Here is a 25478-nt window from a genome sequence, read left to right on the forward strand (position 1 = left end):
GTCAACTTCCCTTGCCGGAGCCCAGCTCGAACGTGACGTGATTCATTTCGATGTCGAATGCACTCTGGATGCGAAATTCCAGTGGATAGGGCGACCAGCGCATGAGGCCATGAATCTCGAACTCGAGCTGGTTGTAGCGTACCGGGTTCTTGCTATTGAGCGGCCGGATGCGCAGCGACTCCGGAATCAGCCGCGGCTCGAAGCGAACGATCGCGTTGCGGACCATCTTCTCGACGGTTTCCCAGTTGCGACTGGTGAGGTAGCTACCGGACAACGCGGGAATGCCGTAATTGACGACCGACGCGGCTAGCATGGGGTAGCGCGCGATGTCCGTTTCGTCGTCCAGGTTCGTCGTGTTGAGCAGCAGGCCGAGATCACGCTGGATGATGCGGCGCATGCCTTCGCTGTTGGGCGCATAGGCCTCCGGCCGCTCGCTGCGCCGCGCGGGCGCATCGTCGAGCAGGCGGTCGATCAGCGACGGCATGTAGGCTTGCCGGTGTCGCGCGTCGGAGGTGGTCATACGTGCTCGTCGTGATTGAACCGGCATTCGCCGATGTCGAGCAGGCCGACGTCGCCCTTGTCGGTGCTCCAGGTTTTCTGGCCGAGCGCGATCACGCCGGTTTCCCCTACGTCTTTCCAGGTTGTTTCGCGCGAGAGCCGGGCGGCGGCGGGACCACTTTCCGAGCCTGGATAGCGCACCGGCAGGTAGCCGCGCAGGATAGTCGCGTCGCGTAGGCCCACGACGGCCGAGCGCCAGACGAGGTCGGTCAGCGCGGTGACCGGACCGAGTGTCAGCGATTTCATCGAGTCGAACGGCACCCAGCGATACCCGCCCGCTACGGTCAGCTCACACACGGGGCCCAGCCGGCTATCGCTATCGGTCAGCCACTCGAATGCGCCGATCTGCGTGCTGTCGCCGCGCGTGGCCGGCGCGGCGTTCAACGCGGCGCCGCGCAGTTCGTCGGCGGCGGCGAGGTTGCCCTCGCCCAGCTTGACGTTGGCTTGCAGCAGCGATTTCACCCACTCGGGCAGCGGATTGATCTCGCCCGGCGCGCGCTGACCCGCGAACACCTCGGCGCGGAACATCTCGCTGCGAATCAGCCCGCGATACATCTGGGCGCGCGATGTGCCTTCCGGCTCTAGCGTGGCCCAGGTTCGCAGCTGCTGTAACGCGCGTTTCCATTCGCCGTCGAGGCATAACAGCTCGAACAACAGCCAGCGTTCGCGCACGTTCGACGGATGCTTGCGCACGTTGTCGATGGTTTGCTCCTTGAGTTCGCAGTAAGTCTGCCCGTCGAGCAGGCTGCGAAGTGTTGGCGTGTCCGACTTGGGCAGGTCAGCGGTTATTTTCATCTGAAAATTCAGGCTCTTCATATTCGATCGATTCAGGCATGGCGATGTGGCTGTCCATACTGATCATGTGATGTTCTTCGCGCGCAAGCTGCGCGGTTTTGCTCGCACGGTGCGCGGGAATTCCGCGCGGCGCGAGCAGCGCGAGGATCTCGTGCGTTTCGTCCGCCTCGAAAATCTGCTCGGCACTGAACGAGTCAAGGCGATCGAGCAGGGTGTCGATGTTCTTCCCCTTCGTCAGCAGGTCGAACACCGACGCTTCAGCACGCGACGGATCGACAAGCTCGGCGAACGGATCGTGAGGTAAGCCGATGATCGACCCGCCGTGATCTTCGGCCGACGCCTTGGGCTCGTGCGCGTTGCCGCTCTCCTGGCTCAACAGCGCGTGACGATATTCCAGCGTGAGCGCGGCGAGCGGGTCCGCTGCGTCGATGTCGGCTGCCAGAAGCTTTGCCATGCCGTCGTGTGCGCCGGGTTCCGCTGGATTCGGTTCGCGCCGCAACTGCAGCGGATCGTTATCGTCCTCGTCGGCTAGTGCGATCAGGTCGCTGAAGTCATCCGGCTGCATGAGCACGGGCTCGATCCGGTCCGCCGAAGAATTCACGCTCGACGGTGGTGCCTGGACAAAGTCTCCGGACGCATTCGCTATTTCGAGAGGCGGGTTCCGTAATAAATCGGGCATAGGCTGAAGGTCGGTATGCGCGCTCGGCCTAGCGCGAGGCGAACCCTCCACGCCGGCGTGACTGTTCTCGCCTACGACGGCCCGCTGGCTTGCCTCACTCATTTCCGACAGATCGATTCGCGAAACGGTTGGAGCGAACCGGAAAGACTGGATCGTTCGTGCGAAGGTCCTGAGCGCGCTTGCTTCGAAGGGCGAATGGTCCCAGCGAGCGTGATATCCAGTCATGGCCTGACCCGTATGCAACGGCGAATGAGATTTGCCTGGAAAGCGCGCATTTGTAAAAACTCTCTCGCCGCAGAAATAAAAGGATCACCAACTGAAAATGCGGGTTGGCGCGTGGAAGATATGAATGCTACTTCGCGCTCCTTGAGCGGAATATGGGCGACGGCCCAAATACACGCAGCGATCGACCGGCTATCCTTTGTCGCTCGATCAGTCTGGCCGGCGCGCTTTTTCGGATAGCTGCCCGCGGAGCGCGGGATGCCGACGCGAGGCCACGCCTTTCCGCTACAAACATCTTTACCTGCAACGTCATCATGTCCATTTCACGCCACGCGTTGTTCGGCAAGCTCGGCGCAACGCTCTTCAGGAGCATCGAATCCGCAACGGCGTTTTCCAAGCTGCGCGGCAACCCGTATATCGAGCTCGCGCACTGGCTGCACCAGTTGCTCGCGCAGTCCGATAGCGACCTGCACCGCATCGTCAGACACTGCGGCATCAGCCGCGAACTGCTCGAGCGGGACCTGCAGACCGCGCTTGCCGCGCTGCCGTCAGGCGCAAGCGCGCTCACGGATTTTTCGCTTCACGTCGAGACGGCAATCGAGCGCGCGTGGGTGGTCGCGACGCTGGCATTCGGCGACGGTCGGATCCGCGGCGCATGGCTGATGGCGGCGCTTGTCGAGACACCTGAGTTGCGGCGCTTGCTGCTGGCCATTTCGCCGGAGTTCGGCAAGATTGCCGTCGACGGCCTTCACGATGCGTTGCCGGCGTGGATTGCCGGCTCCCCCGAAGCGGAGGACACCCCGTACGACCAGAGTGATTTTTCGTCGGCGGTGCCGGGCGAGGCGTCCGGTGCGCTCGCTGCATCGGTGAAGGGCGCGGCACTCGCGCAGTTTTGCGCGGATCTGACCGCACGCGCGCGCGCCGGTGAAATCGATCCGGTGGTTGGGCGCGAAGTCGAGATTCGCACGATGATCGACGTGCTGTTGCGCCGGCGTCAGAACAATCCGTTGCTGACCGGCGACGCCGGGGTTGGCAAGACGGCGGTGGTCGAAGGCCTCGCGCGCGCGATCGCGGCCGGCGAAGTCCCGCCGAAACTTGCCGACGTGCGGCTGTTGAGCCTCGACGTCGGTGCGCTGCTCGCCGGCGCGAGCATGAAGGGCGAGTTCGAGGCCAGGCTGAAGTCGGTACTCGAGGAGGCGGCGAAGTCGTCGGCGCCGGTCGTGCTGTTCGTCGATGAGATTCACACGCTGGTCGGCGCCGGCGGCCAGGCCGGCACCGGCGACGCGGCGAACCTGCTGAAACCGGCGCTCGCCCGCGGCACGTTGCGCACGATCGGCGCGACGACGTGGGCCGAGTACAAGCGGCACATCGAGAAAGACCCGGCGCTCACGCGGCGCTTTCAGGTGCTGCAGATCGCCGAGCCCGAGGAGCCGTCCGCGATCGATATGGTCCGCGGACTCGCGCGCACGCTCGCGAGCCATCATGGCGTCGTGGTTCTCGACGAAGCGATTCGCGCAGCCGTGACACTGTCGCATCGCTACATCCCGTCGCGTCAGTTGCCGGACAAGGCGATCAGCCTGCTCGACACCGCCTGCGCGCGCGTCGCGCTATCGCAGCATGCGCCGCCGCGCGAATTGCAGCGGATACGCGAGCGCTTGCAAGCCGCGCGCGTCGAAGCCGAGCTGCTCGGTAACGAGGTGCGCATCGGGCTCGGCAGCGAGGCTGCGCTGGCCGACGTCAAGGCGACCATCGCGACGCTCGAGCTCGAGGAACGTGTTGTCGAAAACGCCTGGCAGGCCCAGTCCGATGTGGCGAAGGCGCTGGCGCACGCGCGCGAGGTCGAAAGCGAGCGCGCCGCCGCCGGACCTGAGGCCGAAGTGCGCGATCGCGCGGCGACCGCGCTGGAGACGTTGCGCGAGCTGGAGCGGACGTTATCGAACCTGCAGGCGGATACGCCATTCGTGTTCCCGGAAGTCGGCGAAGCGATCGTCGCCGACATCGTCTCTGACTGGACCGGTATTCCAGTCGGACGCATGATCACCGATGAGGTCAGCGCCGTTCAGGTGCTGCCCGCCACGCTGGCGGCGCGCGTGATCGGCCAGCCCGACGCGTTGCAGCAGATCGGCGAGCGCGTGCAGACGGCGCGCGCCGGGCTCGCGGACCCGCGCAAGCCACTCGGCGTCTTCCTGCTCGCGGGGCCGTCCGGCGTCGGCAAGACGGAAACCGCGCTCGCATTGGCGGAGGCGCTCTATGGCGGCGAGCAGAACCTCATCACGATCAATATGAGCGAGTACCAGGAGGCGCATACGGTCTCGGGACTCAAGGGCGCGCCGCCTGGCTACGTCGGGTACGGCGATGGCGGCGTGCTGACCGAAGCGGTGCGCCGACGTCCGTACTCGGTCGTGTTGCTCGACGAGATTGAAAAGGCGCACGGCGACGTGCACGAAATGTTCTACCAGGTGCTGGACAAGGGCTACATGGAAGACGGCGATGGTCGCTATATCGATTTCCGCAATACGACCATCCTGATGACCAGCAATGTCGGCTCCGATCTGAGCGCGAGCCTATGCGCGGACGAAATGCTTGCGCCGGACTTTGACGGTCTGCGTTCCGCGCTTTCGACGGAATTGCTGAAGGCGTTTCCGGCCGCCTTCCTCGGACGCGTGACGCTGGTGCCATATCGTCCGCTGGGCTCGGATTCGCTCGCGCGGATCGTGCGTTTGCATCTCGATCGAGTCGTTCGGCGGATGGCGGACAACAACCGCATCGCGCTGAGTTATGCGGCGGAGGTGGTCGACTACATCGTCGGGCGCTGCCTCGTGCAGGAGACCGGTGCGCGTCTTTTGATCGGCTTCATCGAACAGCACGTGCTGCCGCGCCTCGCGCGGCAGTGGCTCGATGCGTTTGCAGCGAAAAGCGCGCTCACGCATATGACGATCGAGGTGACCGATCCGGCCGCGGCACCTGTTGAAGCGCTCGTGGTTCGGTCGTCCTGCCATGTGTAGTCGGCTTCGCACTCGGTGACCTGCATCGCGAATGACGAGTCGCGTTGATCGTGCCGCGGCGTGACGAGGCGCATAGCCGGCCGGTCAGGGGCTGCATGGATGCTTCGCAAACGTCTCTTTTGGCATTTTTTTGCCGGGCAAAAGCGCTGGTTTTTTGACATCATTTTCACATATGCATGTTCAATGCCACGCGGCATGATCGCCACACCACCAGAAATCGTCAATCGAACGGAATCCTTAAAAATTGCTCGCGTTACACGATCGGGATAAGCTATAAAGACAAAAAGATCCGCATCATGCATTTGCGGCGCCCGAAGTGAGGAGCACAAATGAAAGACGTGACGAACAGGGGGTTTGCGGCTTTAAACGAGCCATTGAAACTCATGCATGTCTTTCATACAGTATGAATGCGCGTGCGAATCGACATGCGGTCATGGTAGGTTGTCGGCGCTGCCATGCTGATCGTAAGCGTCATCCATAGCGGGGCAACCATAGGTCGAAATCCGTTAAGCCTTTCAATTGCAACCGGAATGACTGGAGAACAACAATGCTTTTCTTTAATGATGGTTTCACATTCCCGAATTTTCTGGCCGACGTTTTCTCCATCTTCATCTTTATCCTGTGGTTCTGGCTGTTGATCACGGTGTCGAGCGACCTGTTCCGCCGCCATGACGTGTCCGGGTGGGGCAAGGTTCTGTGGGTGATTTTTCTCATCATCCTGCCGTATATCGGCATCTTCGCGTATCTGCTCACGCAGCATCGCGGCATGGCGGAACGCGATCAGGCGCGGGTCAAGCAGGTGCGCGAAGATCTGCGCAATGTGGTGGGCTTCAGTGTCGCCGACGAAATCGAGAAGCTCGACAAGCTGAAAGCGTCCGGTTCAATTTCCGAGGAAGAGCACTCGCGTCTGCGCGCGAAGCTCGTGCAGTAAGCGTCGGTTACCTGACTGCAGCCATGGGCGAGCGGGCGCGCAGCCCGTGTCGCCTCGGCTTTTGCGCGGTGAGGGATCGTGCGATCGAACGTAACGGGGGAACCCTTGCTTACCCGCCTCGCCCGCGTTCGGAACGCTGCCGCGCGAACCGCGCGCGCGCCGCTGGCATTGCGCCGCGCCGCGCTCACGTGCGCGACGGCGTTGATGCTCGCGGCTTGCGCGCAACCGTGGCAGCAATTCCAGGCGGGTCAGGATCAAGCGGCGATCGTCGCCCGCATGGGTCCGCCGCGCGAAGTCTATGACCTGCCGGGGGGCGGCCGCCGACTGATGTGGCCGACCCAGCCGATGGGCTCGACCACCGTCGCCGCCGATATCGACGCTTCAGGCAAGATCGTGAACGTGCGTCAGGTCTTGCAGTTGAGCGAATTCAATCGCGCGGAAATCGGCAAATGGACGCGCGACGATGTGCTGGTCAATTTCGGCCGCCCCGTGCAAACGCAGTTCTTCCGGCTCTCGCAACGCGAAGTCTGGTCATACCGTTATATCGAAAGCAACATCCACCACATGTTGTTCAATTTCGCGTTCGACACCAACGGCGTGTTGCGCGAGACGCAGCGCACGCCCGATCCCCTGCGAGATCGCGATTTGCGACGATTCTGAACTGTGAGCTATAGCAGCGACTCAATTGGCATAATCGACAGCATCCATACACCGAGCCGTGCGTACCACGTCGTATTCGGTTCGGTGTCGTGGCGGGTTTCGACGTCGCCGTTGGTTTCGATCCAGTACAGCTTGCCGTTTTTGTCGAGATGTACCGCGTACGCGACGCTCGGCAGCAGCGCGAGAAACTTGCGATCGACCCGCGTCGCGAGCTCGGTGCTGTCGATGACGAGTCCAAGCTCGGTATTCAGATGCGCGGAGCGCGGATCGAAGTTGAACGAACCGACGAAGACCCGCTGGGAGTCCACGACGAAAGTCTTCGCATGCAAGCTCGAACCGGAACTGCCGAACGGCCCCGGCGACTGTTCTTTCTTGTAGGTGGCGCCCGCCACGCGCCGCAATTCATACAGATGCACGCCGTTTTGCAGCAACTCGACGCGCCGCCTCATATAGCCCGAGTGCACGGCGACGACATCGGTCGCTTCGAGCGCGTTCGTCAACACCCGCACGTCGACGCCCTGGGCGGCGAGCCCGCTCAGATACCGCGTGCCCGTGTCTGCCGGCACGAAGTACGGGGAGACGAGGTCGAGCGACTTCGTCGGCTGGCCCATCACTTCGCGGAGCTGGTGGGAAATCAGCGCTTCCGGCGGCGCGTTGTTCAGGCCTTTCGCGGGGTCGTCGCTGATCATCTTCGTTTTGGCCCAGTCGAGCGGCAGCTTGTCGTCGAGCAGGTTCTGCACGACGCGCGGGCCGCGCAGCGCTTGCTTGTACTCAGCGGCGGCAGGATCCTGCTCGATCGCCTGCGCATTACGCTCCAGCGTGGCCAGCTCATCGACGCTCTCGTGCGGCAGGATCTTCCCGACCGGATACGCCGACGCGCTTGCCCAGTAGCGGTCGAAATCGCGCGAGACGTCGGTCGCGGCCGGTCCGACCGCGAGTACGTCGAGGTCGGCGAAGACGACGCCGTCGGTGGCATCGAAGTACTCGTCGCCGATGTTGCGGCCGCCGAGGATCGTCGCGGTGGCGTCGGCGGTCAGGGACTTGTTGTGCATGCGTCGATTGGCGCGCGAAAAGTCGGTCACGAAGCCGAGGATTTTCGGGCTGCGCACGACGAACGGGTTGAACAGGCGCACCTCGATGTTCGGATGCGCGTCGAGCGCCGCCAGTGTCGGGTCGAGCGCGGAGGCGATGCCGAGATCGTCGAGCAGCAAACGCACCCGCACGCCCCGGTCCGCCGCTTCGTGGATCTGTTCGAGCAGCAGCGTGCCGGTCAGATCGTCGCGCCAGATGTAGTACTGGATGTCGAGCGTGCGTTGCGCGGAACGGATCAGGTCCATGCGCGCGGCAAACGCGACATGCGCATCCGCCAGCGGATAAATGCCCGCCAGCCCCGCGTGCGCGGCCAGCTCGGGCGCGACCGCGCGACCGAGATCCGTGGTGGCCGCCACCGCGGGCGACAACGCATGCGACGCCTGGCGACCCTCGAGCGACGGTAACGGCGCGCAGCCGGCCAGCAGGCTTGCGCACAGCAGCGCGCACAGCGCGCCTCTCCATCGGCGATGCGGGAACGACGGGTGGTGTATCTGCGCTTGCATGGAGTCCAGGTCTTCGTTTGGGTCGCGCGAGCCGGCCGGTTCCAGAATCGGAACATCGCGTGGCGTTGCTCGACAAAGCTTCGCTCGACCGCCTGTCCTGACGGTCTCGCGCGCATGCTTGCACGCAACTTGCATTGGTTGAGAAGAATACTGTGAGCGCATGCCCATCGGTGCGCCGCCCGACGCTCTTGTTGCGCAAAGCGCTTTGTCCGATGATACGAGCAGGCTGCGCGAATTCGAATGGGGGCCAACCCGGCTGCGCATCGACCGCATGGTTTCCATGCTATCGAGCGTGATCCGCTCCGTGTCAGCGTAAAGGGTCATAAAAGGTCCGGTTCACGGCGCCTTCGAGCGTTTCGCCCACTATGGAGTCGAGCAACGTGAAGATCTCCCGCTTGCTGCTTGCTAGCGTGCTGCTTTTCGTGGTGGGCACCGCGCTGCAGATGATATGGCCGCTCGCGCAGCCGGCCTCGTATCACCACTTCGCCGATCAACGCTCGCTGGGGCCGCTGCACCATGCGGCGGACGTGCTGTCGAACGTCGTCATTCTGATCGCCGGTGTGCTCTGTCTGCGTTGGGTCCGGCGCCATGCGTCCGACCAGCCGGCGCAATTTCCCGGCATGGTCGTCGTCGCGCTCGGGCTGCTCTTCACCGCGTTCGGCTCGGCTTACTACCACATGGCGCCGAACGATGCGACGCTCGTCTGGGACCGCCTGCCGATGACCATCGTGTTCGCCGGCATCCTCGCCATGCTATGGACGTCGTGGAGCGGACAGCGCGTCGGCTGGGCGCAGATGCTGATCATGGTGGTCGTGTCGCCCGCCACCGTCGGCTACTGGCTCGTGTTCAACAGCCTGTGGCCTTACGCGATTCTTCAGTTCGGCGGGCTCATGCTGATCGTCGGCCTGACGCTCACGCGCAAGGTGGACGGCGTGATCGCGTGGACGCTCGTGATCGTCTTCTACGGGGTCGCGAAGATTTTCGAAAGCCTCGATTGGCAGATCTGGGAGCTGACGCATCACGTGATCGCCGGCCATGCGTTGAAGCACGTGGCGAGCGGTCTCGCCGGCGCGGCGATGATTCTGGTCGCGAACGCGGCGCCGCGCTCCGTCGCGGGCATCGTGCCGCGTGGGCCGGGCGGTATCGGGCATTCGGGTACGTCGCGTTGAAGCCGCGCCATGGCGAAGTGACGCGGCCTCCGGCCGACGTCACTGCGGTTCGTACCACGAATCCGTCGCCAACGTGCTTACCGGCGGCGTACCGATTTGCAGCGTGATGTCGCGCAACGACGTCAGCTCGATACTGCGCAAGTCGCCCATATAGCGGCGCGAATCGCCCACGCGCGGCGCGGCTTTACTGCATGGATTCGGCCGTGCGCTGCCACCGCGTGACGCAGGTGCTCGCTTCGGATCACGTCAGGTGATTGAAACCGATTAGGGCAGCGTAGCAGATGGGTTTCACGAGCGAATCCGGCGCATCACAACGTTTCGCGACATTCTGCGGGCGCATTTCGAGGTGTCGGCCCGGAGTTTGCCGGCGGAGCGATCTGGCGCGCTTTTTATGTGAGCTGTCATCGTTCTGTGCGAAGATCAGTGCTGTCCATCGCGCGACCGGCTGGTAAGGGGATCGCACGGCGGGCGCGTGCCCGGCCATCGCCTTCGTCCTCGGGTGACCTTGGGGCGACTCTCTGGCGCACCTGTTTGCGGATTCATGGAGCACTGACCAATGACCGACAGATTGCAAGCGTCCGTATATGTAGTGGTGCTGCTGCTGATTGTGGGCTGGGTGCTGTATATCGGGCGCGCGGTTTTCGTGCCGATCGTGTTCGGCGCGATCGCGGTATACGTGGTGGTCGACTTCACGCGGCTGCTGCAACGCATTCCGGTGCTCGGCCCGCGGCTGCCGGTCCAGTTGCGCTACGGACTCTCGATGTTCCTGATCGGTGCCGCGATCTTCTTCGCGGTCGACATGCTCGTCGAGAACTACGACGCGCTCGTCGCGCTCGCGCCGCGCTACCAGGACTCGGTCCTGCTGATGATCCACAAGATTTCGACGCTGCTGCACCTCGAAAGCGAGCCGACGTGGGAATCGCTGCGGCGGAACATGCTCACACAGTTGAATATTCAGGCGATGGTGACCGGCATGCTGGCGTCGCTGTCGTCGGTGATCATCGACCTGTTCGTGATCGTGCTGTATGCGAGTTTTCTGCTGGTCGAGCGCCGGACGTTCGGCGACAAGCTGACGAACATGACCGCCAATTCGACCAACGCGGCGCGTATCCGGGGCGTGGTCACCGACATCAACCGGCGCATCGGCGCCTATCTCGCGCTGAAGACGTTCCTCGGCGTGCTGCTAGGCGGGATCTGCTGGCTCGCGATGCGCAGCGTCGGCCTCGAGTTCGCCGGGCTGTGGGCGATACTGACCGCGCTGCTGAACTACGTGCCCTATATCGGCTCCGTGCTCGCGATCGTGTTCCCGGTGCTGATGTCGGTGCTGCAGTTCGGCGACCTGAATTCGATCCTGGTCGTGCTGGTGTCGCTGACCGCGATTCACTTCGTGATCGGCAATATTCTCGATCCGTATCTGACGGGCAACTCCCTGAACCTGAGCCCGTTCGCGATTCTCGCGAGCATGGCCGTGTGGTCGGCTTTGTGGGGCGTGCCGGGCGCCTTTCTCGCGGTGCCGATCACCGCCAGCATGACGATCATTTTCTCCGAGTTCGAAATGACGCGGCCGGTTGCGGTGCTGCTGTCGAAAAACGGCCGGCTCACTTACGGCAAGACCGAACAGACCGCGTGAAGCGCCCACCATGGCGGACATATGATCGACCCGGCGCATGAAATGAAAACGGCCCGGGCGGAATAGTCCGCGCGGGCCGTCGAATGAAACACGTCTATCTCGACGCGTGCGGCTTACCGCCGCCACACGCTGTTGCCATCAGCGTTTAACGCTTGCTGCTTACTGTGAAGAACCCGACCACGTCTGGCCGGTCGTCGCCGGTGCTGATGTAGTTGTAGGCGAACACGACGTTCTTCAGGTAGCCGTCGAACGCGATCTTGCCGGCCGACGAAGTCGTGGTGCTGCCGGTCGCCAGCGCCTGCGTGACCGCCTTCGACGCCGAACCCGGGTCAACGCGTCGGTGTTCTTCGCGGTATCGTCCACAGCACCATTGCCATCTCTTTAAATAAATCGAAAAATTTTCGAGTGGCCTTTGACGCGAGGTTCACGCAAAGCCGTGCAACAATGGCCTCGGGTTGCGGCCAGGGGCCGCGGCTTGTGCGTCTTTCCATCAACACGAGGCCCGCCGCTCGATGACAAAGCCTGCCTCGACGCTCCTCATGGCCGCGATCGTTCTCGGCGCGGCGGCGGCCGGGCATCGGCTATCGGTTCTAACGCGAACATATGCCCGGCTCACACGACCCTGCAGTCCAGCCGACCCCCGTCTCGGGCGGCGCCGACGCACTCGAAGACCCGGCTCTGCTGCGTCGCCTGCTGCGTGCGAAAGACCGCATCGATGCCGCCTCGCACGAAGCCTGGCCGGTGCGGCGGCTGGCCGAAGTCAGCGGCGTGTCGGAGGCGCACTTCGCGCGTTCGTTCAAGCGGGCCTTCGGCGTGCCGCCACACCGCTATCTGCTGACGCGGCGTATCGAGCAGGCCACCACACTGCTGCGCGATACCGACCTCGGCATCACCGACATCGCGTTCGCGACCGGCTGGGAAAGCCTCGGCACGTTCGGCCGCGTCTTTCGCGACATTACCGGCCTGAGCCCGAGCGAGATGCGCGTGCAGGCACGCGCCAATCCCGCTGAACTCGATCGCGTGCCCGCCTGCGTGCTGAAGGCCGCGCAACGCCCCGATCTGACGACCGCAGTTCTGGAAAAGCGCCGCCGCGTGGTCGGCGACACTGCCGAGCCTCCTATCAGCGAGACGTCGTGAATGAGGGTATCGGTGCATTGAGCCGGGTCGTCGATGGCGTCGACGCGTTGCGCCGCGCCGTGCGCGAAGAACTGCAGATGGGCGCCGACCAGATCAAGATCATGGCCTCCGGCGGCGTCGCGTTGCCGACCGATCCGATCGGCGCGCTCGGTTACTCGGAGGACGAGATTCGCGCAGTCGTCGCCGAAGCCGGCGCGCCGGCGTGCCGAAGGCCGGGCAAACGCCCGAACCAGCCGATCGCAGTTTTGGAGAAGCGCCGCCGCGTGGCCAGCGATACAGTCGAACCCTCAACCAGCGAGGGAGGAGTCATGAATCAGGGTATCAATGTGGTCGGTTTGTACGTCGACGATCAGGATGCGGCGCTTTCGTTCTACGTCGACAAACTCGGCTTTCGCGTCCACACCGACGTGAGCAACGGTGCTTACCGCTGGCTCACGGTCCAGCACCCGGAACAGCCGTCTTTCCAGTTGGGACTGTTCGCGCCGGGGCCGCCGGTCCACGATGAAGCGACCGCGCAAACGCTGCGCGCGATGGTCGCGAAGGGGGCGATGCCGCCATTGGTGCTGTCCGTTGCCGACTGTCGCGCGAGCTACGAGCAGTTGAAGGCGCGCGGCGTGGAATTCACGCAGGAGCCGGTGGATCGTTTCGGCAGCGTCGATGCGGGCTTTCGCGATCCGGCGGGCAATGGATGGAAGATGATCCAGGCGGCAACAGGCAAGTGAGCGTGAGCGATCCGCCGCGCGCGGGCGCGGCGCGCAGCCGCATACGGCGGGCGGTGCGTCGCACGATCGCGACGCACCGCCCGCCGTCATCCCGGATCACTGGACTATCGGACTCTCACTGCTGATGCTGCTGCAGATACTGCCGAACGTCGTTCAACGTCACGCGGCCCGAATGCGCGGTATCGATCTCGTCAAAATGCCTGGCGATATAGCCAAGCCCATTGCTTTGCGCCTGGGCCTTGGTGATCGACGAGCCGTTGCTGAGCACCGATTTCGCGCCCAGTCTGCTCTCCACGCGCTGCTGAGCCTGCTGCTGCAGCGTCGAGCCGGTGGTCGGCGCGACCGCGTTGGCACGGTTATGAGGAAAGAACGGACCGTCCACGCCGTGTTCGCCGTTGGGTAGCGTCACGGGCGCCACCGGCTGGGGCGGCAACGCATGCGCACTGCCGACGATCACACCGAGGACAATCAATGCCAGAGTACGTCGCAAGATATCGAGTGAAGACATGATCTTTCGCCATAAAAAGTAGTCAGAGGGTTTCGCGCGAAGCGAAACCACCACCGATCAGGGCGCGGCCGCGGCGAGTGCCTCGCTCGTCGGCGTAGCGGCTGACGCTTCGTCGGCCCACGGCTGAGGCAGCGTCGCGAGCGTCAGCGCGCCCGCTATCGGCGTGCCGCCATAGAAGGCCGCGAGATCCGCCTTCATCTGCGGGCGCGCCTCGTCATCCAGATAAATCATATGTCCGCCCTGGAAGAAGTTGACCTGCAGATTCGGGTTGAGACCCTGGACCGTCTTGAGCCGCGCGAGCTGCTTCTCGGTATTGAAGAACGGCGTGGCGAGATCGTGGAAGCCGTTTTCCGCCAGCACCTTCAGTTGCGGATTCAGCTTTAGCGCGCCGAGCAGATCGGGGATCGTGTCGGGCAGCGGCTGGCCGCCGTGCGAGAAATCCCACACCTCGATGATCGCGTCGTTCAGCGGCATGTACGCCGCGTTCGGCGCCGTGTAGCCGAGGTAATCCGGCATCTGTGTCGCCAACGCATTGGTGAATGGCAGCGAGATCAGGATGTCCGACGGGTCGCCGTCGCTCTGCAGACGCGAGTCCGAGTTGGGCAACGACACCCGACCATCGTAGCGGCCTATCGTCGAGCCTGGCACCAGCGTGAGGTTGAACGGATTGACGTTGAAGTAGCCCTGCATCGCCTGCAACGTGAGACCGGATTCGGCGTCCCAGAACTTCTCCAGCCACGTGGGCGGGAAGTTCGGCGGTCCCGCGTAGGTGGGCGCGCCGAGCTGGCTCAAGGTCCAGTACAGCGAATAATTCTTGAACAGGTTGTAGTTGGCGGTCACGAACGCCTCGCTGCGAAGCGCGTAGGTCGCCTGACTCACTGGCGCTGGCGATACCTGGTTGTAGTACGCCGCGACCTCGGCGTAGCCAGGCATGTAGCCGCTCAATGTATCGGTTTCGAGCGCGAGCTGGTCGGGCGAACCCGTGATTGCCACCGCCTCGATCGCATCCGCGAAGTAGTTCAGGATCGAAGACTGCAGCGTGATCCCCGTCAGTTGCACGCCGGCCGATTCGAGCGCGAGCGCGAGGATGTCGGTGCGAGGCGTGCCGTACGATTCGCCGTACAGATAGATCGGCGAGCTGCTGCGTGAATTGACCGTCAGGTAGCGGATGATGAAGTCGCGCATGATGTTCGCGTCGGCATCGGTGCTCCAGTAGGTCTGGTTCGTGTTCGGCAGGATCGCTTCGGAGAGGCCCGTGCCCGGCGGATCGATGAACACGAGATCGGTCGTGTCGATCAGGCTCTCGGTGTTGTTCACAAGCGGATAGTTCGGCCAGCTGGTGCCGTTCAGCAGCGGATCGGTGGTCGCGACGCGCGTCGGCGCGAACGATCCGAGACGCAGCCAGATCGACGAAGAACCCGGCCCGCCGTTATAGACGAACGTAACGGGGCGCGGTTTGCCATTCGTGCTCGGCGCCGTGTAGGCCACGTAGGACATCGTCGCTTCGGGTGCGCCGCTCGTCAGATCCATCGCGCTCAGGTGGCCGGTGGTCGTCGTGTAATTGACGGTGGTGCTGCCGGACGTCCATTGGTAATGCATGATCGCCGCTTTCTCCGCGACTAGCGACGCGGCTATCCCGGACGTCGCACTCGTCGAATAGGTGGTGAGATCGGTGTAGGGCTGATTGGCGGATGGCGTCTGCGGCGCCGACGCCGCTTGCGCCTGATTGGCGACCTGCGCCATGCCGCTCGGTACCGCCGACGCCGACGAACCTCCGTCGCTGCCGCCGCATCCGGCGAGCATAACGATTCCGAGTGTCAGCGCGCTTAGCGCGGCGAGCCGGCCATGACGACGGACGCGACCATCGTCGGTACTCCTCTGTCTGGATTCATCTCGTTCCCTGGTGAGTGATACCGCTACACAAAGGCCGCTTTTCGCAATGCATTAATTCAAAATACTTGCATCAATATTTCCATTCGCTTTCTGAAATTACTAATTGAATGGATAAATGGATTCCCTGTCGATTTATCTCGACATTTCAAGAGAAATTTAAAATTGAATCTTTCCGTTGCTTACAGCAAGAGTGAAAATAGGATGCGAAATGCGGTCTTGTCAAGGATCAAGCGGCAATTATGCGATTCAGAATAAAGTCGGATTTTGTGGAGGAGTAGCGCTTTGAGATCGAGCGTTGGCGCGGTCGCCGCCGCATGGGGGCAGAAAAACGCTGGCGGATTTATCCGAATTGCATTGAATGGCGACGACGAACTGCGAATTTTCGTGGCTATGTCGTCGGAATTAATTGCATTTGATAAATATAACTGAATGGTAAATTTAACCGGTGAAAACGCGTCCTCAATAGAATTAAAAAAAATAGCAGGCTGGGGAATTTCCGTCCGGGCGGCGTCGATCGCTTCGGCGAGCGGGGCGGCGGTACGCCCGTCACGCTCGTGGCCGAATTCGGAACCACGTAACAATCACTGCCAGCAAGAACGCGACATAGGCGACTACGAACACCCAGCCCGGAAAGTCGTAATACAGCCAGGCGCTGACCCAGCGCTGTATGAAGCCTTGCGGACCGACCGTTCCCGTGCGCAGACGATCCTCCAGAACGGTTAACGGGCACGGCACATTGAGCACCGCAAGGGTCGCCACGATACCGATGGCGAGAACATGTACCGTCCGGAATGTGCGATTGCGCGCCCACGGGAGTCCCAAACCGTGGGCGATCCAGATGGCGAATAGTCCGCCGACGATAAACACCACGATCAGCGCGTGCAGCACGAGAACAATATTGGCGAGCCAGATCATTCTGCTTCCATTGGGACTAGCCGCACGACACTCGCTTGACGATGCCGCGGGGACTCACTGCCCATTGCCATACAGATCGAGCAGCATCAAGGTTACGCCATTGGTCCACCCGAAGCCGTCCTGCAGCGGATACTCGCCACCCCCGCCGCCGCCTTCGCCCGCGCCTTCCACGACGTATTTCTCGACGAGCTTGTGCTGCGTGTTGTAGACGTTCTCGACGTCCGCGAGAAAGCGCGTGCCGATCGGCTGCGCGAGGTCGGCGCGTCCGTAGCGCTTGAGGCCCTGAATCGCGATCCAGTGCAACGGCGCCCAGCCGTTCGGCGCGTCCCATTGCTGCGTGGTGTTATAGGTCGACGTCGTGAGGCCGCCCTGCTTGAGCAGCACATTCTGCACGGTCTGGGCGGTCTTCCACGCGCGATCGGGCCACGCCACGCCGGCCATCAGCGGATACAGCATCGCCGGTGTCTGGTTGTCGCGCGACTTGCCGAGTTGCCAGTCATAGTCGCCGTAGTAGCCGTTGCTATTCCACAGATAGCGGTTGATGCCTTGCGCGCGCCGCGCCGCGTAGCCGATGAACTGCGCGACGCAACGGAAGTCGCGTGTCTCCGAGCAGCCGCGCGCGATCGTCGTCTCCAGATGGAACAACAGGCTGTTCAGATCGACCGGGATGATCGATGTCGTGCGCACCGTTGCGAGCCTCTGGTTGTCGCCGAACCAGCGTGAGCTGAAATCCCAGCCGCTTTCGGCGGTCGCGCGCAGATCGCGGTAGACCTGGTTGGCCGGCCGGCCGCTCGCCTGCGCGGTCTGCACGTCCTCGAGGTACGACTCGTCGCGCGGCGTGTCCAGATCGTCCCAGTAGCGGTTCAGCACGGTGCCATCGTTGAGCACGACCACATTGTGCGTAGCGCCGCCGGGCGGCGTGCTGGACGAGCCTTGCATCCAGTACGCGTACTCCTTGCGCAGCACAGGCAGGTACTTCTGATAAACCTTGTTGCCTTCCTTTTGCGCCGCGAGCTCCACCATATACGAGTAGAACGGCGGCTGCGAGCGGCTCAGATAGTACGTGCGATTGCCGTTCGGTATGTGGCCGAACGTGTCGATCATGTACGCGAAGTTGTCGAGCATATCGTCGACGAGATCTTCACGTCCGGACTCCTGCAGCCCCAGCATCGTGAAATAGGTATCCCAGTAGTAGCCTTCGCGAAAGCGGCCGCCCGGCACGACGTATGGTTTGGGCAGCGGGATCAGCGAGCTGTAGTCGGGCGCGCTCGTCGTCGTGCGCGTGAGGCCGTCCCAGAGCCAGTCGATGTGCTCGCGCAGACTCTGGTTCGGCGGCGGCGTGATGCTCTGATCGGGCGGCGGCGTGAAGTACTGGCTGACGAATTTCTGCAGCGAAAAGCCGGGCTGGTTCTTCTGCGTTTCGTATAGCTGGACGATCGCGGCGGGATTGCCATTCGGCGTCGCGTCGACGAACGTCTTCTGGTCGGCGAAGATCTGCGCGGTTTGCACGGCGACGAACAGATCGCCGTACAGAATGTCGGGCGCCGGCGGCAGCGTAGCGCCCACCTGGATATCGGCCAGACAGCTCGCGGATGCGAAGACGAGCGAGGCGATGCAGGCGACGCCGAGCGTGATCGGCGAACGCCGCGGCACGAAGTACTTACTTGAGCTGGGGAAGAGATGGGCGGTTGATGCGTTGCGGCTGCGAGACAGTGATTGAATGCTCATGATGCCTCCAAGGTTGTGGGCATTTCACTGGTCTCATCGCGTGCCATTCGAGGTCGTCTCCCGGCGACATGCGAGTCCGACACGAGGTGGCCGGATCAATGGCTCCGAAAGCATCGCACGCTTTCGAAGCATCAGGCAACTGCGGCGCAGCAGAGCGTGCATGCATTCAGCACGAAGAATGAAACGTGATGAACGAGGGAGAAGGTGCGCGTAATGGCGTATCCGCGCTTGCTTCGTGATTCGAAGCAATGGAAGCGTTGATCGCGAGCGATTGCGCGGCAGAAACCGCTCAGCGAGCAAGCGGCGTACCCGCGTCGACCATTCGGCAGCTCGGCGCGGGTACGCGAGAACAACGAGAAAATTACTGCGCGATAGGCTGAGTCACGTCCGTGCCGAACCAGTGCATCGAGATCTTCTTGAGCGTGCCGTCCTGCTTCATTTGGGTCAGCGCGTCGTCGAGTGCTTTCGCGAACTTCGGATTGTCCTTGCGGAACGGGATGCCCATTTCCTGCTCGGCGCCTTTTAGCACCGCGCCCGTACGCAACGGCAACTGCGAGTTCTTGATGATGTACGGCAGCATCAGCCGGTCGTCGATCGTCGCATCGATACGCCTGGCGGCGAGATCGCGCAGTTTCTCGGGTGCACCCGGATAAGTTTGCACGTTGATGCCAGGTACCGCGCGGGCCATCTGGTCGTAGTTGGTGCCGAGCGTCACGCCGATCTTCTTGTCGCCCTTGAATTCGTCGAGCGATTTGAACTCACGCTTGTCGTCCGCCCGTTGGATCAGCTGCGCGGCCGAGTACGTGTACGGCTGGCTGAAATCAAGAACCTGTTTGCGTTGCGGGGTAATGGTGACCTGATTGATGATCACGTCGAATTTGCCGCTCTGCAGCGCCGCGATAATGCCGCTCCACTCGGTCGGAATGAATACCGGCTTTACGCCGAGTTTCGCCGCCACGGCTTTCGCGACATCGACGTCGAAGCCTTCGAGCTCGCCGTCCTTGTTGCGCGAGTCGAACGGCGGATAGGTGCCTTCGAGACCGATCTTCAGGACTCCGGCCTGTTTGACCGAGTCGAGCAGATCTTCGGCATGAGCCGCGACCGCGGTAAAGCTGAGAGCCGAGAGCGCCAACGCGTTTATAAGCAGCTTCGAAAGTTTCATTGAGTGTCTCCTCTGTACTTGAGTATCAGGCTGCGCAACGCAACGATTTCACCATCGCGTCGGCAACCCGGCAGTGTCGCTTCGTGGAACAAGCCGGGTTGCGCGCGTCATCCTAGCACTCCAGAAGTCGCCTGTTTTATCTTTGTTCGGAAGCGGGCGCGCGCGGATGAAACTCCGGCTTCGAAAAATCGCAGCGGCGCGATCTCGTGGTGGATAGACTGAATGCGATCGATGGACTCTATTGTCCTCGTCCGACCGGCGCCTTCTATGTCTATCCGTCAGGCGCGGGAGTGATCGGGCGGCGTACGCCCGACGGACGCGTGATCCAGGGCGCGCCACCCCTACGCTCTCACCACAGTCACCCCAGCCGCTTCGATCGGCTTCGTCAATTCCGCGCGGGTCTTCTTCTCGACCACGATGGTCTGCGCGAGTTTGATCTCGCCGATCACGAACCGCGATGCGGCGTTCAGTTTCGACGATGACGCGAGCACGACCGTTTCCGCCGCCCGTGCGGCGAGCGCGCGCTTGATCGCGGCTTCCTCGAAGTCACCGGTGCTCAGCCCAGCGCTGGGATGCACGCCGGTCACCCCCATGAAGTACAGGTCGGCATGGATGCGCGAAATGCCTTCCATCGCCGCGGCGCCGACGGCCACGATCGAATGTTTGTAAAGCCGGCCGCCAATCAGGATCACCTCGACACAAGGATGCGCGGCAAGCGCCGTGGCGACGCTCGGACTATGCGTGACGATGGTCGCGTGCAAATCGGACGGCAGCGCCTGGACCAATAGCGCCGACGTGGTGCCGCCGTCGACGATCACGGTTTGCCCCGGCGCGATCAGTTCGACCGCTCGCCGAGCGATGCGCCGCTTGGCGAGCGTCTCGATGTCCTGACGCTGCTCGAATGACGCGAGCGCCGCCGACGCGGGCAACGCGCCGCCGTGGACCCGCTGCAAGCGCCCCTGCGCGGCCAGTTCGCGTAGATCGCGGCGGATCGTGTCTTCCGACACGCCAAACGCCGCGCTCAGCTCGCCTGCCAGGACCTGCCCGTTGCGCGCGAGTTCGTCGAGGATCGCTTTCTTGCGTTGGGTCGTCAACATTGCATTGCACGAAATATCTTGAAAGTGCACGAAGTTGCACGATACCATGAATCATTGTCCATGGTCGACAGGAGGCGCCATGACCGCAACGAAAGACCGGGTTCGCATCGTCGGAACGACCTTGCTATCCGACGACTGGTACACGCTGAAGAAGGTGACGTTCGACTTTCTGCGTCGCGATGGCACATGGCAGCGGCAGAACCGCGAGACCTACGATCGCGGCAACGGCGCGACGATCCTGCTGCACAGTCCGCGCACCGGCAACGTGATACTCACGCGACAATTCCGCATGCCCGCGTTCGTGAACGGTCACGACGGCATGATGATCGAAGCGCCGGGCGGGTTGCTCGACAACGCTTCGCCGGAAGAACGCATCCGGCTCGAAGTCGAGGAGGAAACGGGGTATCGCGTGGGTCAGGTCCACAAGATTTTCGAGGCCTACATGAGCCCGGGATCCGTAACCGAAAAGCTCTACTTCTATGTCGGCGAGTACGACGCGTCGATGCGGGTCAACGACGGCGGCGGCGTCGAGGATGAAGGGGAAGATCTCGAGGTGATCGAAATGCCGTTGCAAGCCGCGTTGCGAGCGGTCGACGCAGGGGAAATCGTCGACGGCAAGACGATCATGCTGTTGCAGCACGTCGCCTTGCGTGGGTTTGCGTCAGCGCGCGCAGCCTAGTTGCGTCGCGAGTTCGTGCAGATCGTCGACGATGAAGTCCCACGCCTCGTCCGCTTTCAGATCGCTCGTCTGTTGAGGGCCATGCTCGGTGGGTCGCACGACGAACGCGGTGCTCAAGCCGACGCGCCGGGCAGCGGCGAGATCGTTGTTGTGTGCGGCCACGAGGCATAATTCGCGTGGCGCAATGCCGAGAATTTCCGCCGTTTCGCTATAGACCAGCGGCGAGGGTTTATAAGCGCGGACGACTTCGGCACCGAGAATGGCATCCCAAGGCAGACCGGCACGCTTTGCCATGTCCACCATCAGGCGAATGTTGCCGTTGGATAGCGGTGCGATGATGAAGCGCGCCTTCAGGCGCCGCAATGCGTCGACGGCATCGGGCCAGGGGTCCAGCCGATGCCAGGCCAGGTTCAACTCATCGATTTCCGGTTCGGGAACGTTGGCGATGCCGAAACGCGCCAGCACTTTGACGAGGTTTTCCCGGTGCAGCACGTCGAGACGCACATACGGTCTGCGTCCGCTACGCACTTCTTCCATCGCGGGCGAATACTCGCGTCGCCATGCGTCCGCGAAGTCGGATGCGTCGAGATTCGGCGCGTGCCGCTGCAGAAACGGTTGCGCTTCGCGCGCGACGCCGCTTCGCCAGTCAACCACGGTTCCGAAGACATCGAACACGAAAGCTTTGATGGCGGTTTGATGTGTCGAGTCGATGCCCATGACCTTCCTTTGTGGCTCTGACGGGAACCACCCATCTTAGATGCGTGTTATGAACTTCGAAAAAACGCAGGCCCTACCCAACGGATGTATTGGATGAAGAGTGGTATTTCGCTGCTCCGTATCTGACCTTGATGAGCAAAGACGCCCCGCAGCGCCGCTACGAATTGCGCGAGATTGAATCTCTGCGGCTGCCTATCCCCGCCTTCTGACGATCATTCGAGGGTCGGCGACTTCGTGATTCGGACCGCGGGCGCCGGTACGAGATATCGCCCCCCCGGTACGGCGGCGGCAATATGCAACGCACCGGTTTCGATACGGTCCAGCAAGCCGCGCAGTTTCAGGGCACGCTTTTCGACGCCATGCCACGACATCATTGCAAAGAGAAGTGTGAGGGCGAGGGAAATCGGAAAATGAACGTACCAGGTGAGGGCGGCCGGGGCAAGCATCGCGGCCACAGTTTGCTGTATCGGGAAACCGTAAAGAAAGATGCCGTATGAGTAGTCACCGCTTGCGACAAAGCGGTGGCGTCTTGGTTGCGTGAGTCCGAGAAAGACGGTCAGATAGGTGGCGGGCAGCGCCGCGAAGTAATCCGCGCCGCGAACGGATAGGCAAATCACTGCGACGAGGCCAGATAGCACACAGAGCCATGAACTCCAGACGATCCGGTTGCGGAACTGGTACGCGCAAACGCCATAGAAGAAACAGAGAACGAGCATCGGTCCGTGTACGGTTATACCAGCCGAACCGGAACGGTGCGCAAGCGCAACGAGTAAGACGTTCGCACCAATCGATGCGGCGAGTAAAAGATGCGGTCGTTGTGCCATGCCGGCATACGACGCAATAGTCAATGCGACGTAACAGGCTAGTTCGAACGGTAACGTCCACAATTGCTGATTGATTGCATCCGGCCAAGGATTGTTGGCGAACATACCTGGCAGCGCGAAATGGACGTCTCCGAGAATGTTCAGGAAGTACGCCCGGAACTCGGGATCAGTGAAATATTGATGAAGTGGAAGCGTGGTAAAGAACGGCCCGATCAGCAATGCGGCGATCAGCGTGTCGACCGCCAATGCGGGTAGCAGCCGCAGTACCCGCAGCCCGCAGAAGGAAACGATCGTGCGGCAACGTTCGAAGCTGCCAGCAACCAGGAAACCGCTCAGAGCGAAGAACATTGGCAAAATTAGCGCGAGCGGTGCTCGTGCAGGCCCGGACCATACTGCTTGAGTGAACTTGTGACCATAACAGACGTTAATGGTGTGGCTCGCGACCACGAGGACGGCGAGCACGAGACGCATGTAGTCGAAACCCGATGGCCTGTTTTTCGCATCGGCAAGCCGCGATCCGAGTGTCGTTGCGAGTGGGGACATCATTCCGTCCTCCGGGGGGATGGGTCTTGTACAGCGGTGGCGGGTAGCCTGACGGTGAATGGCATCAGCAGATAATCAACCAGACCGTCAGGTTCATCAGTGTAGTCAAGACCGACCTCGGGCCATTCGCCTTTCTTCGGGAAGTGTGCGGTCCCAAACAATACGTCCCATAAGGTCACGACTGCAGCGAAATTTCGGTTGTAATGGCGCAACTCGACTGAATGATGAATTCGATGAAATCGATTGTCTGGGAACAGATAGGAAATCGGGCCAAAGCTGATGCGTGTATCGGCGTGCTCGAAGGTGCCCTGAATGAGTATCACCATGCCAATCAACGACCATAGGAAAGGAGGATGGAAGTCGATCAGTAGTGCCATTGGAAGCGTGACAACGAGGGGACGGAGCAACTCCTCCGATACATGCATATTGCAGTTCCACACATTCATCTCGCGAATCGAATGGTGGACCTGGTGGAACCGCCATAAGAAACCGAACGTATGCTGCGCGCGATGGAACCAGTAGTACAGCAAATCACCAATCAGTATCGCCCCAGCGATAGCAAGGGCGATGCCGGTGGCATGCCAGACTGGCCGCGGCGAATCCAATACGCCGTCAAGCGATATCGAGAAAAGCGGTCGGATATGCAGTGCGACGATCACAGAATGATAAAGTTCGAAGAAAAGCCCACCTATAAACAAATAACAAATGTGAAACAGAATGCCGCGTGCGCGTGATGCAAACGACACCTTGCCATACGGCAGCATTATCTCGACGGCGACGCAGAGAATAGAGGCAACAGCTACGCGCTCTCCCGCACGCAAGGTATGAGCAACATAAGTCAACACATCGAACGTTTGCATCTTTTTCCCCGATTCGAGATGTGGAGGTCTTCGAATGCTGTGCTGCACAACGCTGCTATGAGGATAGTGGGACACGGGTGCTCTCGGGGGCGCATCACACCGTCAGTTTCGGCCATCATTCAGCGGGTATCGCCTATATGTAATACGAATTATGTTTTATGGCCGTACGTAAACGGCGGTTTCAAGGTCGAAGCGCAACGGCGGGTTTAATGTTTAGAGCCTTGAGGTTGAGCTGCTGAAGCAAGTGTTGGGGCAAAGACCTCGAATGGCGAATGGAAGGCGCGTTTGATCGTTTCGTGACGGTCTACGCGTCGAAATATCGAAGGCAACGGAAACGTTGAAGAAGGACCGGGAAAGCCTGCTGGCGTTTTACGACTTCCCGGCTGAGCACTGGCAGCATTTGCGGACCACGAATGCGATCGAGTCGACGTTCGCGACGGTGCGACACCGTACGACGCGCACGCGCAACTGTGTGTCGCGACCCACCTTCCTTGGTCTGGCATTCAAGCTGATCGAGGAAGCCGAGAAAGCCTGGCGCCGCGTCAAGGGCCCGAAAAGATCAAGCTGTTGCTGGAAGGCATTGCCTTCAGGGATGGCGAACCGGTGAAAGACGATCAACCGGTTCAGCAGAAACTCGCCGCCTGAAGTCCCCGCTCATCAAGTTGCCTATACACCATGCATGGACGCCCCCGGCTTGCCAAGTTCTCGTTTGCAACGGATTGAGGTAACGATTGCAGCCATGCATCCGGACTTCAATGGCCGGCGTAGGCCGGCGGTCCCTGATGCGTTGCAATCATCGATCATCTAAAAAAGGACGGGGACGCTATGGCGACCGGGGACGCTTCGACCGCAACGCAGTCCGTATGGGGCGATATACCTGTTAAACGAGTGTCAACCGTTTACGGGTTTTGCCTGGTCTCATGCGTGTCGATTCCCGCAACGCGGGCGCGTCGTGACAGTATGTTCAACCCCTCCAGTGAAAGGCACACTCATCATGGCTACCGGAACCGTCAAATTCCACCGTGTTTTGCGCACGACGCCCGAGCGTATCTATCGCGCGTTCCTCGAACCCGCCGCGATGGCGAAATGGCTACCGCCGTATGGCTTCACCTGCGACGTGCATCAGATGGATGCGCGCGTCGGCGGCACCTACAGGATGTCGTTTCATAACTTCGGCTCGGGCAAGGGGCACTCGTTCGGTGGCGAGTACATCGAACTGGTGCCGTTCGAGAAGATCCGCTATTCGGACCATTTCGACGACCCGAATCTGCCCGGTCAGATGCACACGACCGTTTCGTTGCGGCAGGTGTCGTGCGGGACCGAACTGAACATCGTGCAGGAAGGCATCCCCGAGATGATTCCGGTCGAGATGTGTTACCTCGGCTGGCAGGAGTCGCTCGCGCAACTGGCGAAGCTGGTCGAGCCGGAGATTGCGGACTGACATTCAAT

The 25478-nt window shown here is 61.7% G+C and carries 23 protein-coding genes and 3 pseudogenes; 12 read left to right on the forward strand and 14 right to left on the reverse strand.

What is annotated here, in order from left to right:
* Window position 1: 1 nt before the first annotated feature.
* The 3 genes from tssE to OKW27_RS04010 are packed head-to-tail and all read right to left on the reverse strand — an operon-like array spanning window position 2 to window position 1918.
* Window positions 2-520: a type VI secretion system baseplate subunit TssE gene (gene tssE, locus OKW27_RS04000; protein ID WP_429332620.1), complete on the reverse strand. Its 519-nt coding sequence runs from the start codon at window positions 518-520 to the stop codon at window positions 2-4.
* Window positions 517-1353 carry a type VI secretion system accessory protein TagJ gene (locus tag OKW27_RS04005; protein WP_429332621.1) on the reverse strand — a complete coding sequence of 279 codons (837 nt, stop codon included), beginning with the start codon at window positions 1351-1353 and terminating at the stop codon, window positions 517-519. The genes tssE and OKW27_RS04005 overlap by 4 nt, the downstream gene beginning before the upstream one ends.
* Complete coding sequence (locus OKW27_RS04010) at window positions 1337-1918, reverse strand: TagK domain-containing protein (RefSeq protein ID WP_429332622.1); 582 nt, start codon at window positions 1916-1918, stop codon at window positions 1337-1339. The genes OKW27_RS04005 and OKW27_RS04010 overlap by 17 nt, the downstream gene beginning before the upstream one ends.
* 650 nt (window positions 1919-2568) lie before the next feature.
* On the opposite strand from OKW27_RS04010, the gene tssH reads away from it, so the two are divergent.
* The 3 genes from tssH to OKW27_RS04025 all read left to right on the forward strand — a co-directional run bounded on the left by tssH (window position 2569) and on the right by OKW27_RS04025 (window position 6850).
* A complete protein-coding gene (gene tssH, locus OKW27_RS04015; RefSeq protein WP_429332623.1) occupies window positions 2569-5259 on the forward strand; it encodes a type VI secretion system ATPase TssH in 2691 nt (896 codons plus the stop codon).
* A gap of 547 nt (window positions 5260-5806) precedes the next feature.
* On the forward strand, window positions 5807-6190 hold the full coding sequence (locus tag OKW27_RS04020; RefSeq protein WP_090810728.1) for an SHOCT domain-containing protein: 384 nt from the start codon (window positions 5807-5809) through the stop codon (window positions 6188-6190).
* 105 nt (window positions 6191-6295) lie between these two features.
* The gene (locus OKW27_RS04025; protein ID WP_090810730.1) at window positions 6296-6850 is read left to right on the forward strand and encodes a hypothetical protein; all 555 of its coding nucleotides are present in this window, start codon (window positions 6296-6298) and stop codon (window positions 6848-6850) included.
* An 8-nt stretch (window positions 6851-6858) separates the two neighbouring features.
* On the opposite strand, the gene OKW27_RS04030 is transcribed toward OKW27_RS04025, so the two are convergent.
* Window positions 6859-8445 carry a phospholipase D family protein gene (locus OKW27_RS04030; protein WP_429332624.1) on the reverse strand — a complete coding sequence of 529 codons (1587 nt, stop codon included), beginning with the start codon at window positions 8443-8445 and terminating at the stop codon, window positions 6859-6861.
* Window positions 8446-8825: 380 nt separating this feature from the next.
* On the opposite strand from OKW27_RS04030, the gene OKW27_RS04035 reads away from it, so the two are divergent.
* Complete coding sequence (locus tag OKW27_RS04035; protein ID WP_429332625.1) at window positions 8826-9614, forward strand: hypothetical protein; 789 nt, start codon at window positions 8826-8828, stop codon at window positions 9612-9614.
* A gap of 39 nt (window positions 9615-9653) precedes the next feature.
* Here the strand turns inward: OKW27_RS04035 and OKW27_RS04040 are convergent, their stop codons facing one another.
* Window positions 9654-9785 (reverse strand): hypothetical protein, encoded by a 132-nt coding sequence (locus tag OKW27_RS04040; protein ID WP_279613266.1) that lies wholly within the window; start codon window positions 9783-9785, stop codon window positions 9654-9656.
* Window positions 9786-10170: 385 nt separating this feature from the next.
* Between OKW27_RS04040 and OKW27_RS04045 the strand changes: the two genes are divergently transcribed.
* The 4 genes and pseudogenes from OKW27_RS04045 (at window position 10171) to OKW27_RS04060 (ending at window position 13103) form a co-directional block, all read left to right on the forward strand.
* Complete coding sequence (locus OKW27_RS04045) at window positions 10171-11244, forward strand: AI-2E family transporter (protein ID WP_429332626.1); 1074 nt, start codon at window positions 10171-10173, stop codon at window positions 11242-11244.
* Window positions 11245-11847: 603 nt separating this feature from the next.
* Window positions 11848-12381: a helix-turn-helix transcriptional regulator gene (locus OKW27_RS04050; protein WP_429332627.1), complete on the forward strand. Its 534-nt coding sequence runs from the start codon at window positions 11848-11850 to the stop codon at window positions 12379-12381.
* 8 nt (window positions 12382-12389) lie between these two features.
* Window positions 12390-12578, forward strand: a pseudogene (locus OKW27_RS04055) (amidohydrolase family protein); the annotation flags it as partial.
* A gap of 111 nt (window positions 12579-12689) precedes the next feature.
* On the forward strand, window positions 12690-13103 hold the full coding sequence (locus tag OKW27_RS04060) for a VOC family protein (protein ID WP_429332845.1): 414 nt from the start codon (window positions 12690-12692) through the stop codon (window positions 13101-13103).
* Window positions 13104-13218: 115 nt separating this feature from the next.
* On the opposite strand, the gene OKW27_RS04065 is transcribed toward OKW27_RS04060, so the two are convergent.
* The 6 genes from OKW27_RS04065 to OKW27_RS04090 form a co-directional block, all read right to left on the reverse strand.
* Complete coding sequence (locus OKW27_RS04065) at window positions 13219-13611, reverse strand: 2-oxoglutarate dehydrogenase (protein ID WP_429332628.1); 393 nt, start codon at window positions 13609-13611, stop codon at window positions 13219-13221.
* A gap of 57 nt (window positions 13612-13668) precedes the next feature.
* The gene (locus tag OKW27_RS04070; RefSeq protein ID WP_429332629.1) at window positions 13669-15414 is read right to left on the reverse strand and encodes a S10 family serine carboxypeptidase-like protein; all 1746 of its coding nucleotides are present in this window, start codon (window positions 15412-15414) and stop codon (window positions 13669-13671) included.
* A 636-nt stretch (window positions 15415-16050) separates the two neighbouring features.
* Entirely contained in the window at window positions 16051-16419 is a 369-nt protein-coding gene (locus OKW27_RS04075) for a DUF2784 domain-containing protein (protein WP_090810742.1), read from the reverse strand.
* Window positions 16420-16473: 54 nt separating this feature from the next.
* Window positions 16474-18147, reverse strand: coding sequence for an alpha,alpha-trehalase TreA (treA, locus tag OKW27_RS04080; protein ID WP_429332630.1), 1674 nt, complete (start codon window positions 18145-18147; stop codon window positions 16474-16476).
* Window positions 18148-18508: 361 nt separating this feature from the next.
* Window positions 18509-19309 carry a transporter substrate-binding domain-containing protein gene (locus OKW27_RS04085; RefSeq protein ID WP_018422645.1) on the reverse strand — a complete coding sequence of 267 codons (801 nt, stop codon included), beginning with the start codon at window positions 19307-19309 and terminating at the stop codon, window positions 18509-18511.
* Window positions 19310-19650: 341 nt separating this feature from the next.
* On the reverse strand, window positions 19651-20406 hold the full coding sequence (locus OKW27_RS04090; RefSeq protein WP_184045063.1) for a DeoR/GlpR family DNA-binding transcription regulator: 756 nt from the start codon (window positions 20404-20406) through the stop codon (window positions 19651-19653).
* A gap of 79 nt (window positions 20407-20485) precedes the next feature.
* Between OKW27_RS04090 and OKW27_RS04095 the strand changes: the two genes are divergently transcribed.
* Window positions 20486-21085, forward strand: a complete 600-nt coding sequence (locus OKW27_RS04095) for an NUDIX domain-containing protein (protein ID WP_429332631.1) — start codon at window positions 20486-20488, stop codon at window positions 21083-21085.
* Here OKW27_RS04095 and OKW27_RS04100 read toward each other — a convergent pair.
* The gene (locus OKW27_RS04100) at window positions 21068-21802 is read right to left on the reverse strand and encodes a haloacid dehalogenase type II (protein ID WP_187612316.1); all 735 of its coding nucleotides are present in this window, start codon (window positions 21800-21802) and stop codon (window positions 21068-21070) included. The genes OKW27_RS04095 and OKW27_RS04100 overlap by 18 nt on opposite strands.
* An 89-nt stretch (window positions 21803-21891) precedes the next feature.
* Here OKW27_RS04100 and OKW27_RS04105 point away from each other — a divergent pair.
* A pseudogene (locus OKW27_RS04105) lies at window positions 21892-21978 on the forward strand (IS5/IS1182 family transposase); the annotation flags it as partial.
* Window positions 21979-22014: 36 nt separating this feature from the next.
* Here OKW27_RS04105 and OKW27_RS04110 read toward each other — a convergent pair.
* Both OKW27_RS04110 and OKW27_RS04115 read right to left on the reverse strand, forming a co-directional pair.
* The gene (locus OKW27_RS04110; RefSeq protein ID WP_429332632.1) at window positions 22015-23172 is read right to left on the reverse strand and encodes an acyltransferase family protein; all 1158 of its coding nucleotides are present in this window, start codon (window positions 23170-23172) and stop codon (window positions 22015-22017) included.
* Window positions 23169-24029, reverse strand: a complete 861-nt coding sequence (locus tag OKW27_RS04115; protein WP_184074457.1) for a sterol desaturase family protein — start codon at window positions 24027-24029, stop codon at window positions 23169-23171. The genes OKW27_RS04110 and OKW27_RS04115 overlap by 4 nt, the downstream gene beginning before the upstream one ends.
* A 281-nt stretch (window positions 24030-24310) precedes the next feature.
* On the opposite strand from OKW27_RS04115, the pseudogene OKW27_RS04120 reads away from it, so the two are divergent.
* Window positions 24311-24674 (forward strand): annotated as a pseudogene (locus OKW27_RS04120) (transposase); the annotation flags it as partial.
* Between the two features lie 349 nt (window positions 24675-25023).
* Window positions 25024-25470 (forward strand): SRPBCC family protein, encoded by a 447-nt coding sequence (locus tag OKW27_RS04125; RefSeq protein WP_018422638.1) that lies wholly within the window; start codon window positions 25024-25026, stop codon window positions 25468-25470.
* Window positions 25471-25478 lie beyond the last annotated feature (8 nt).

Source organism: Paraburkholderia sp. 35.1, assembly GCF_050436525.1.
GTDB lineage: Bacteria > Pseudomonadota > Gammaproteobacteria > Burkholderiales > Burkholderiaceae > Paraburkholderia > Paraburkholderia tuberum.

Excerpts from the sequence above, each read along its gene's own strand:
- OKW27_RS04125 (WP_018422638.1), top strand. The coding sequence starts at position 25,024 with ATGGCTACCGGAACCGTCAAATTCCACCGTGTTTTGCGCACGACGCCC.
- OKW27_RS04100 (WP_187612316.1), bottom strand. The coding sequence starts at position 21,802 with ATGGGCATCGACTCGACACATCAAACCGCCATCAAAGCTTTCGTGTTC.
- OKW27_RS04075 (WP_090810742.1), bottom strand. The coding sequence starts at position 16,419 with ATGATCTGGCTCGCCAATATTGTTCTCGTGCTGCACGCGCTGATCGTG.
- OKW27_RS04115 (WP_184074457.1), bottom strand. The coding sequence starts at position 24,029 with ATGCAAACGTTCGATGTGTTGACTTATGTTGCTCATACCTTGCGTGCG.
- tssH (WP_429332623.1), top strand. The coding sequence starts at position 2,569 with ATGTCCATTTCACGCCACGCGTTGTTCGGCAAGCTCGGCGCAACGCTC.
- OKW27_RS04085 (WP_018422645.1), bottom strand. The coding sequence starts at position 19,309 with ATGAAACTTTCGAAGCTGCTTATAAACGCGTTGGCGCTCTCGGCTCTC.
- OKW27_RS04090 (WP_184045063.1), bottom strand. The coding sequence starts at position 20,406 with ATGTTGACGACCCAACGCAAGAAAGCGATCCTCGACGAACTCGCGCGC.
- OKW27_RS04065 (WP_429332628.1), bottom strand. The coding sequence starts at position 13,611 with ATGTCTTCACTCGATATCTTGCGACGTACTCTGGCATTGATTGTCCTC.
- OKW27_RS04095 (WP_429332631.1), top strand. The coding sequence starts at position 20,486 with ATGACCGCAACGAAAGACCGGGTTCGCATCGTCGGAACGACCTTGCTA.
- OKW27_RS04045 (WP_429332626.1), top strand. The coding sequence starts at position 10,171 with ATGACCGACAGATTGCAAGCGTCCGTATATGTAGTGGTGCTGCTGCTG.
- OKW27_RS04010 (WP_429332622.1), bottom strand. The coding sequence starts at position 1,918 with ATGCAGCCGGATGACTTCAGCGACCTGATCGCACTAGCCGACGAGGAC.
- OKW27_RS04050 (WP_429332627.1), top strand. The coding sequence starts at position 11,848 with ATGCCCGGCTCACACGACCCTGCAGTCCAGCCGACCCCCGTCTCGGGC.
- OKW27_RS04110 (WP_429332632.1), bottom strand. The coding sequence starts at position 23,172 with ATGATGTCCCCACTCGCAACGACACTCGGATCGCGGCTTGCCGATGCG.
- OKW27_RS04030 (WP_429332624.1), bottom strand. The coding sequence starts at position 8,445 with ATGCAAGCGCAGATACACCACCCGTCGTTCCCGCATCGCCGATGGAGA.
- OKW27_RS04070 (WP_429332629.1), bottom strand. The coding sequence starts at position 15,414 with ATGCTCGCCGGATGCGGCGGCAGCGACGGAGGTTCGTCGGCGTCGGCG.
- OKW27_RS04005 (WP_429332621.1), bottom strand. The coding sequence starts at position 1,353 with ATGAAAATAACCGCTGACCTGCCCAAGTCGGACACGCCAACACTTCGC.
- OKW27_RS04060 (WP_429332845.1), top strand. The coding sequence starts at position 12,690 with ATGAATCAGGGTATCAATGTGGTCGGTTTGTACGTCGACGATCAGGAT.
- OKW27_RS04020 (WP_090810728.1), top strand. The coding sequence starts at position 5,807 with ATGCTTTTCTTTAATGATGGTTTCACATTCCCGAATTTTCTGGCCGAC.
- tssE (WP_429332620.1), bottom strand. The coding sequence starts at position 520 with ATGACCACCTCCGACGCGCGACACCGGCAAGCCTACATGCCGTCGCTG.
- treA (WP_429332630.1), bottom strand. The coding sequence starts at position 18,147 with ATGAGCATTCAATCACTGTCTCGCAGCCGCAACGCATCAACCGCCCAT.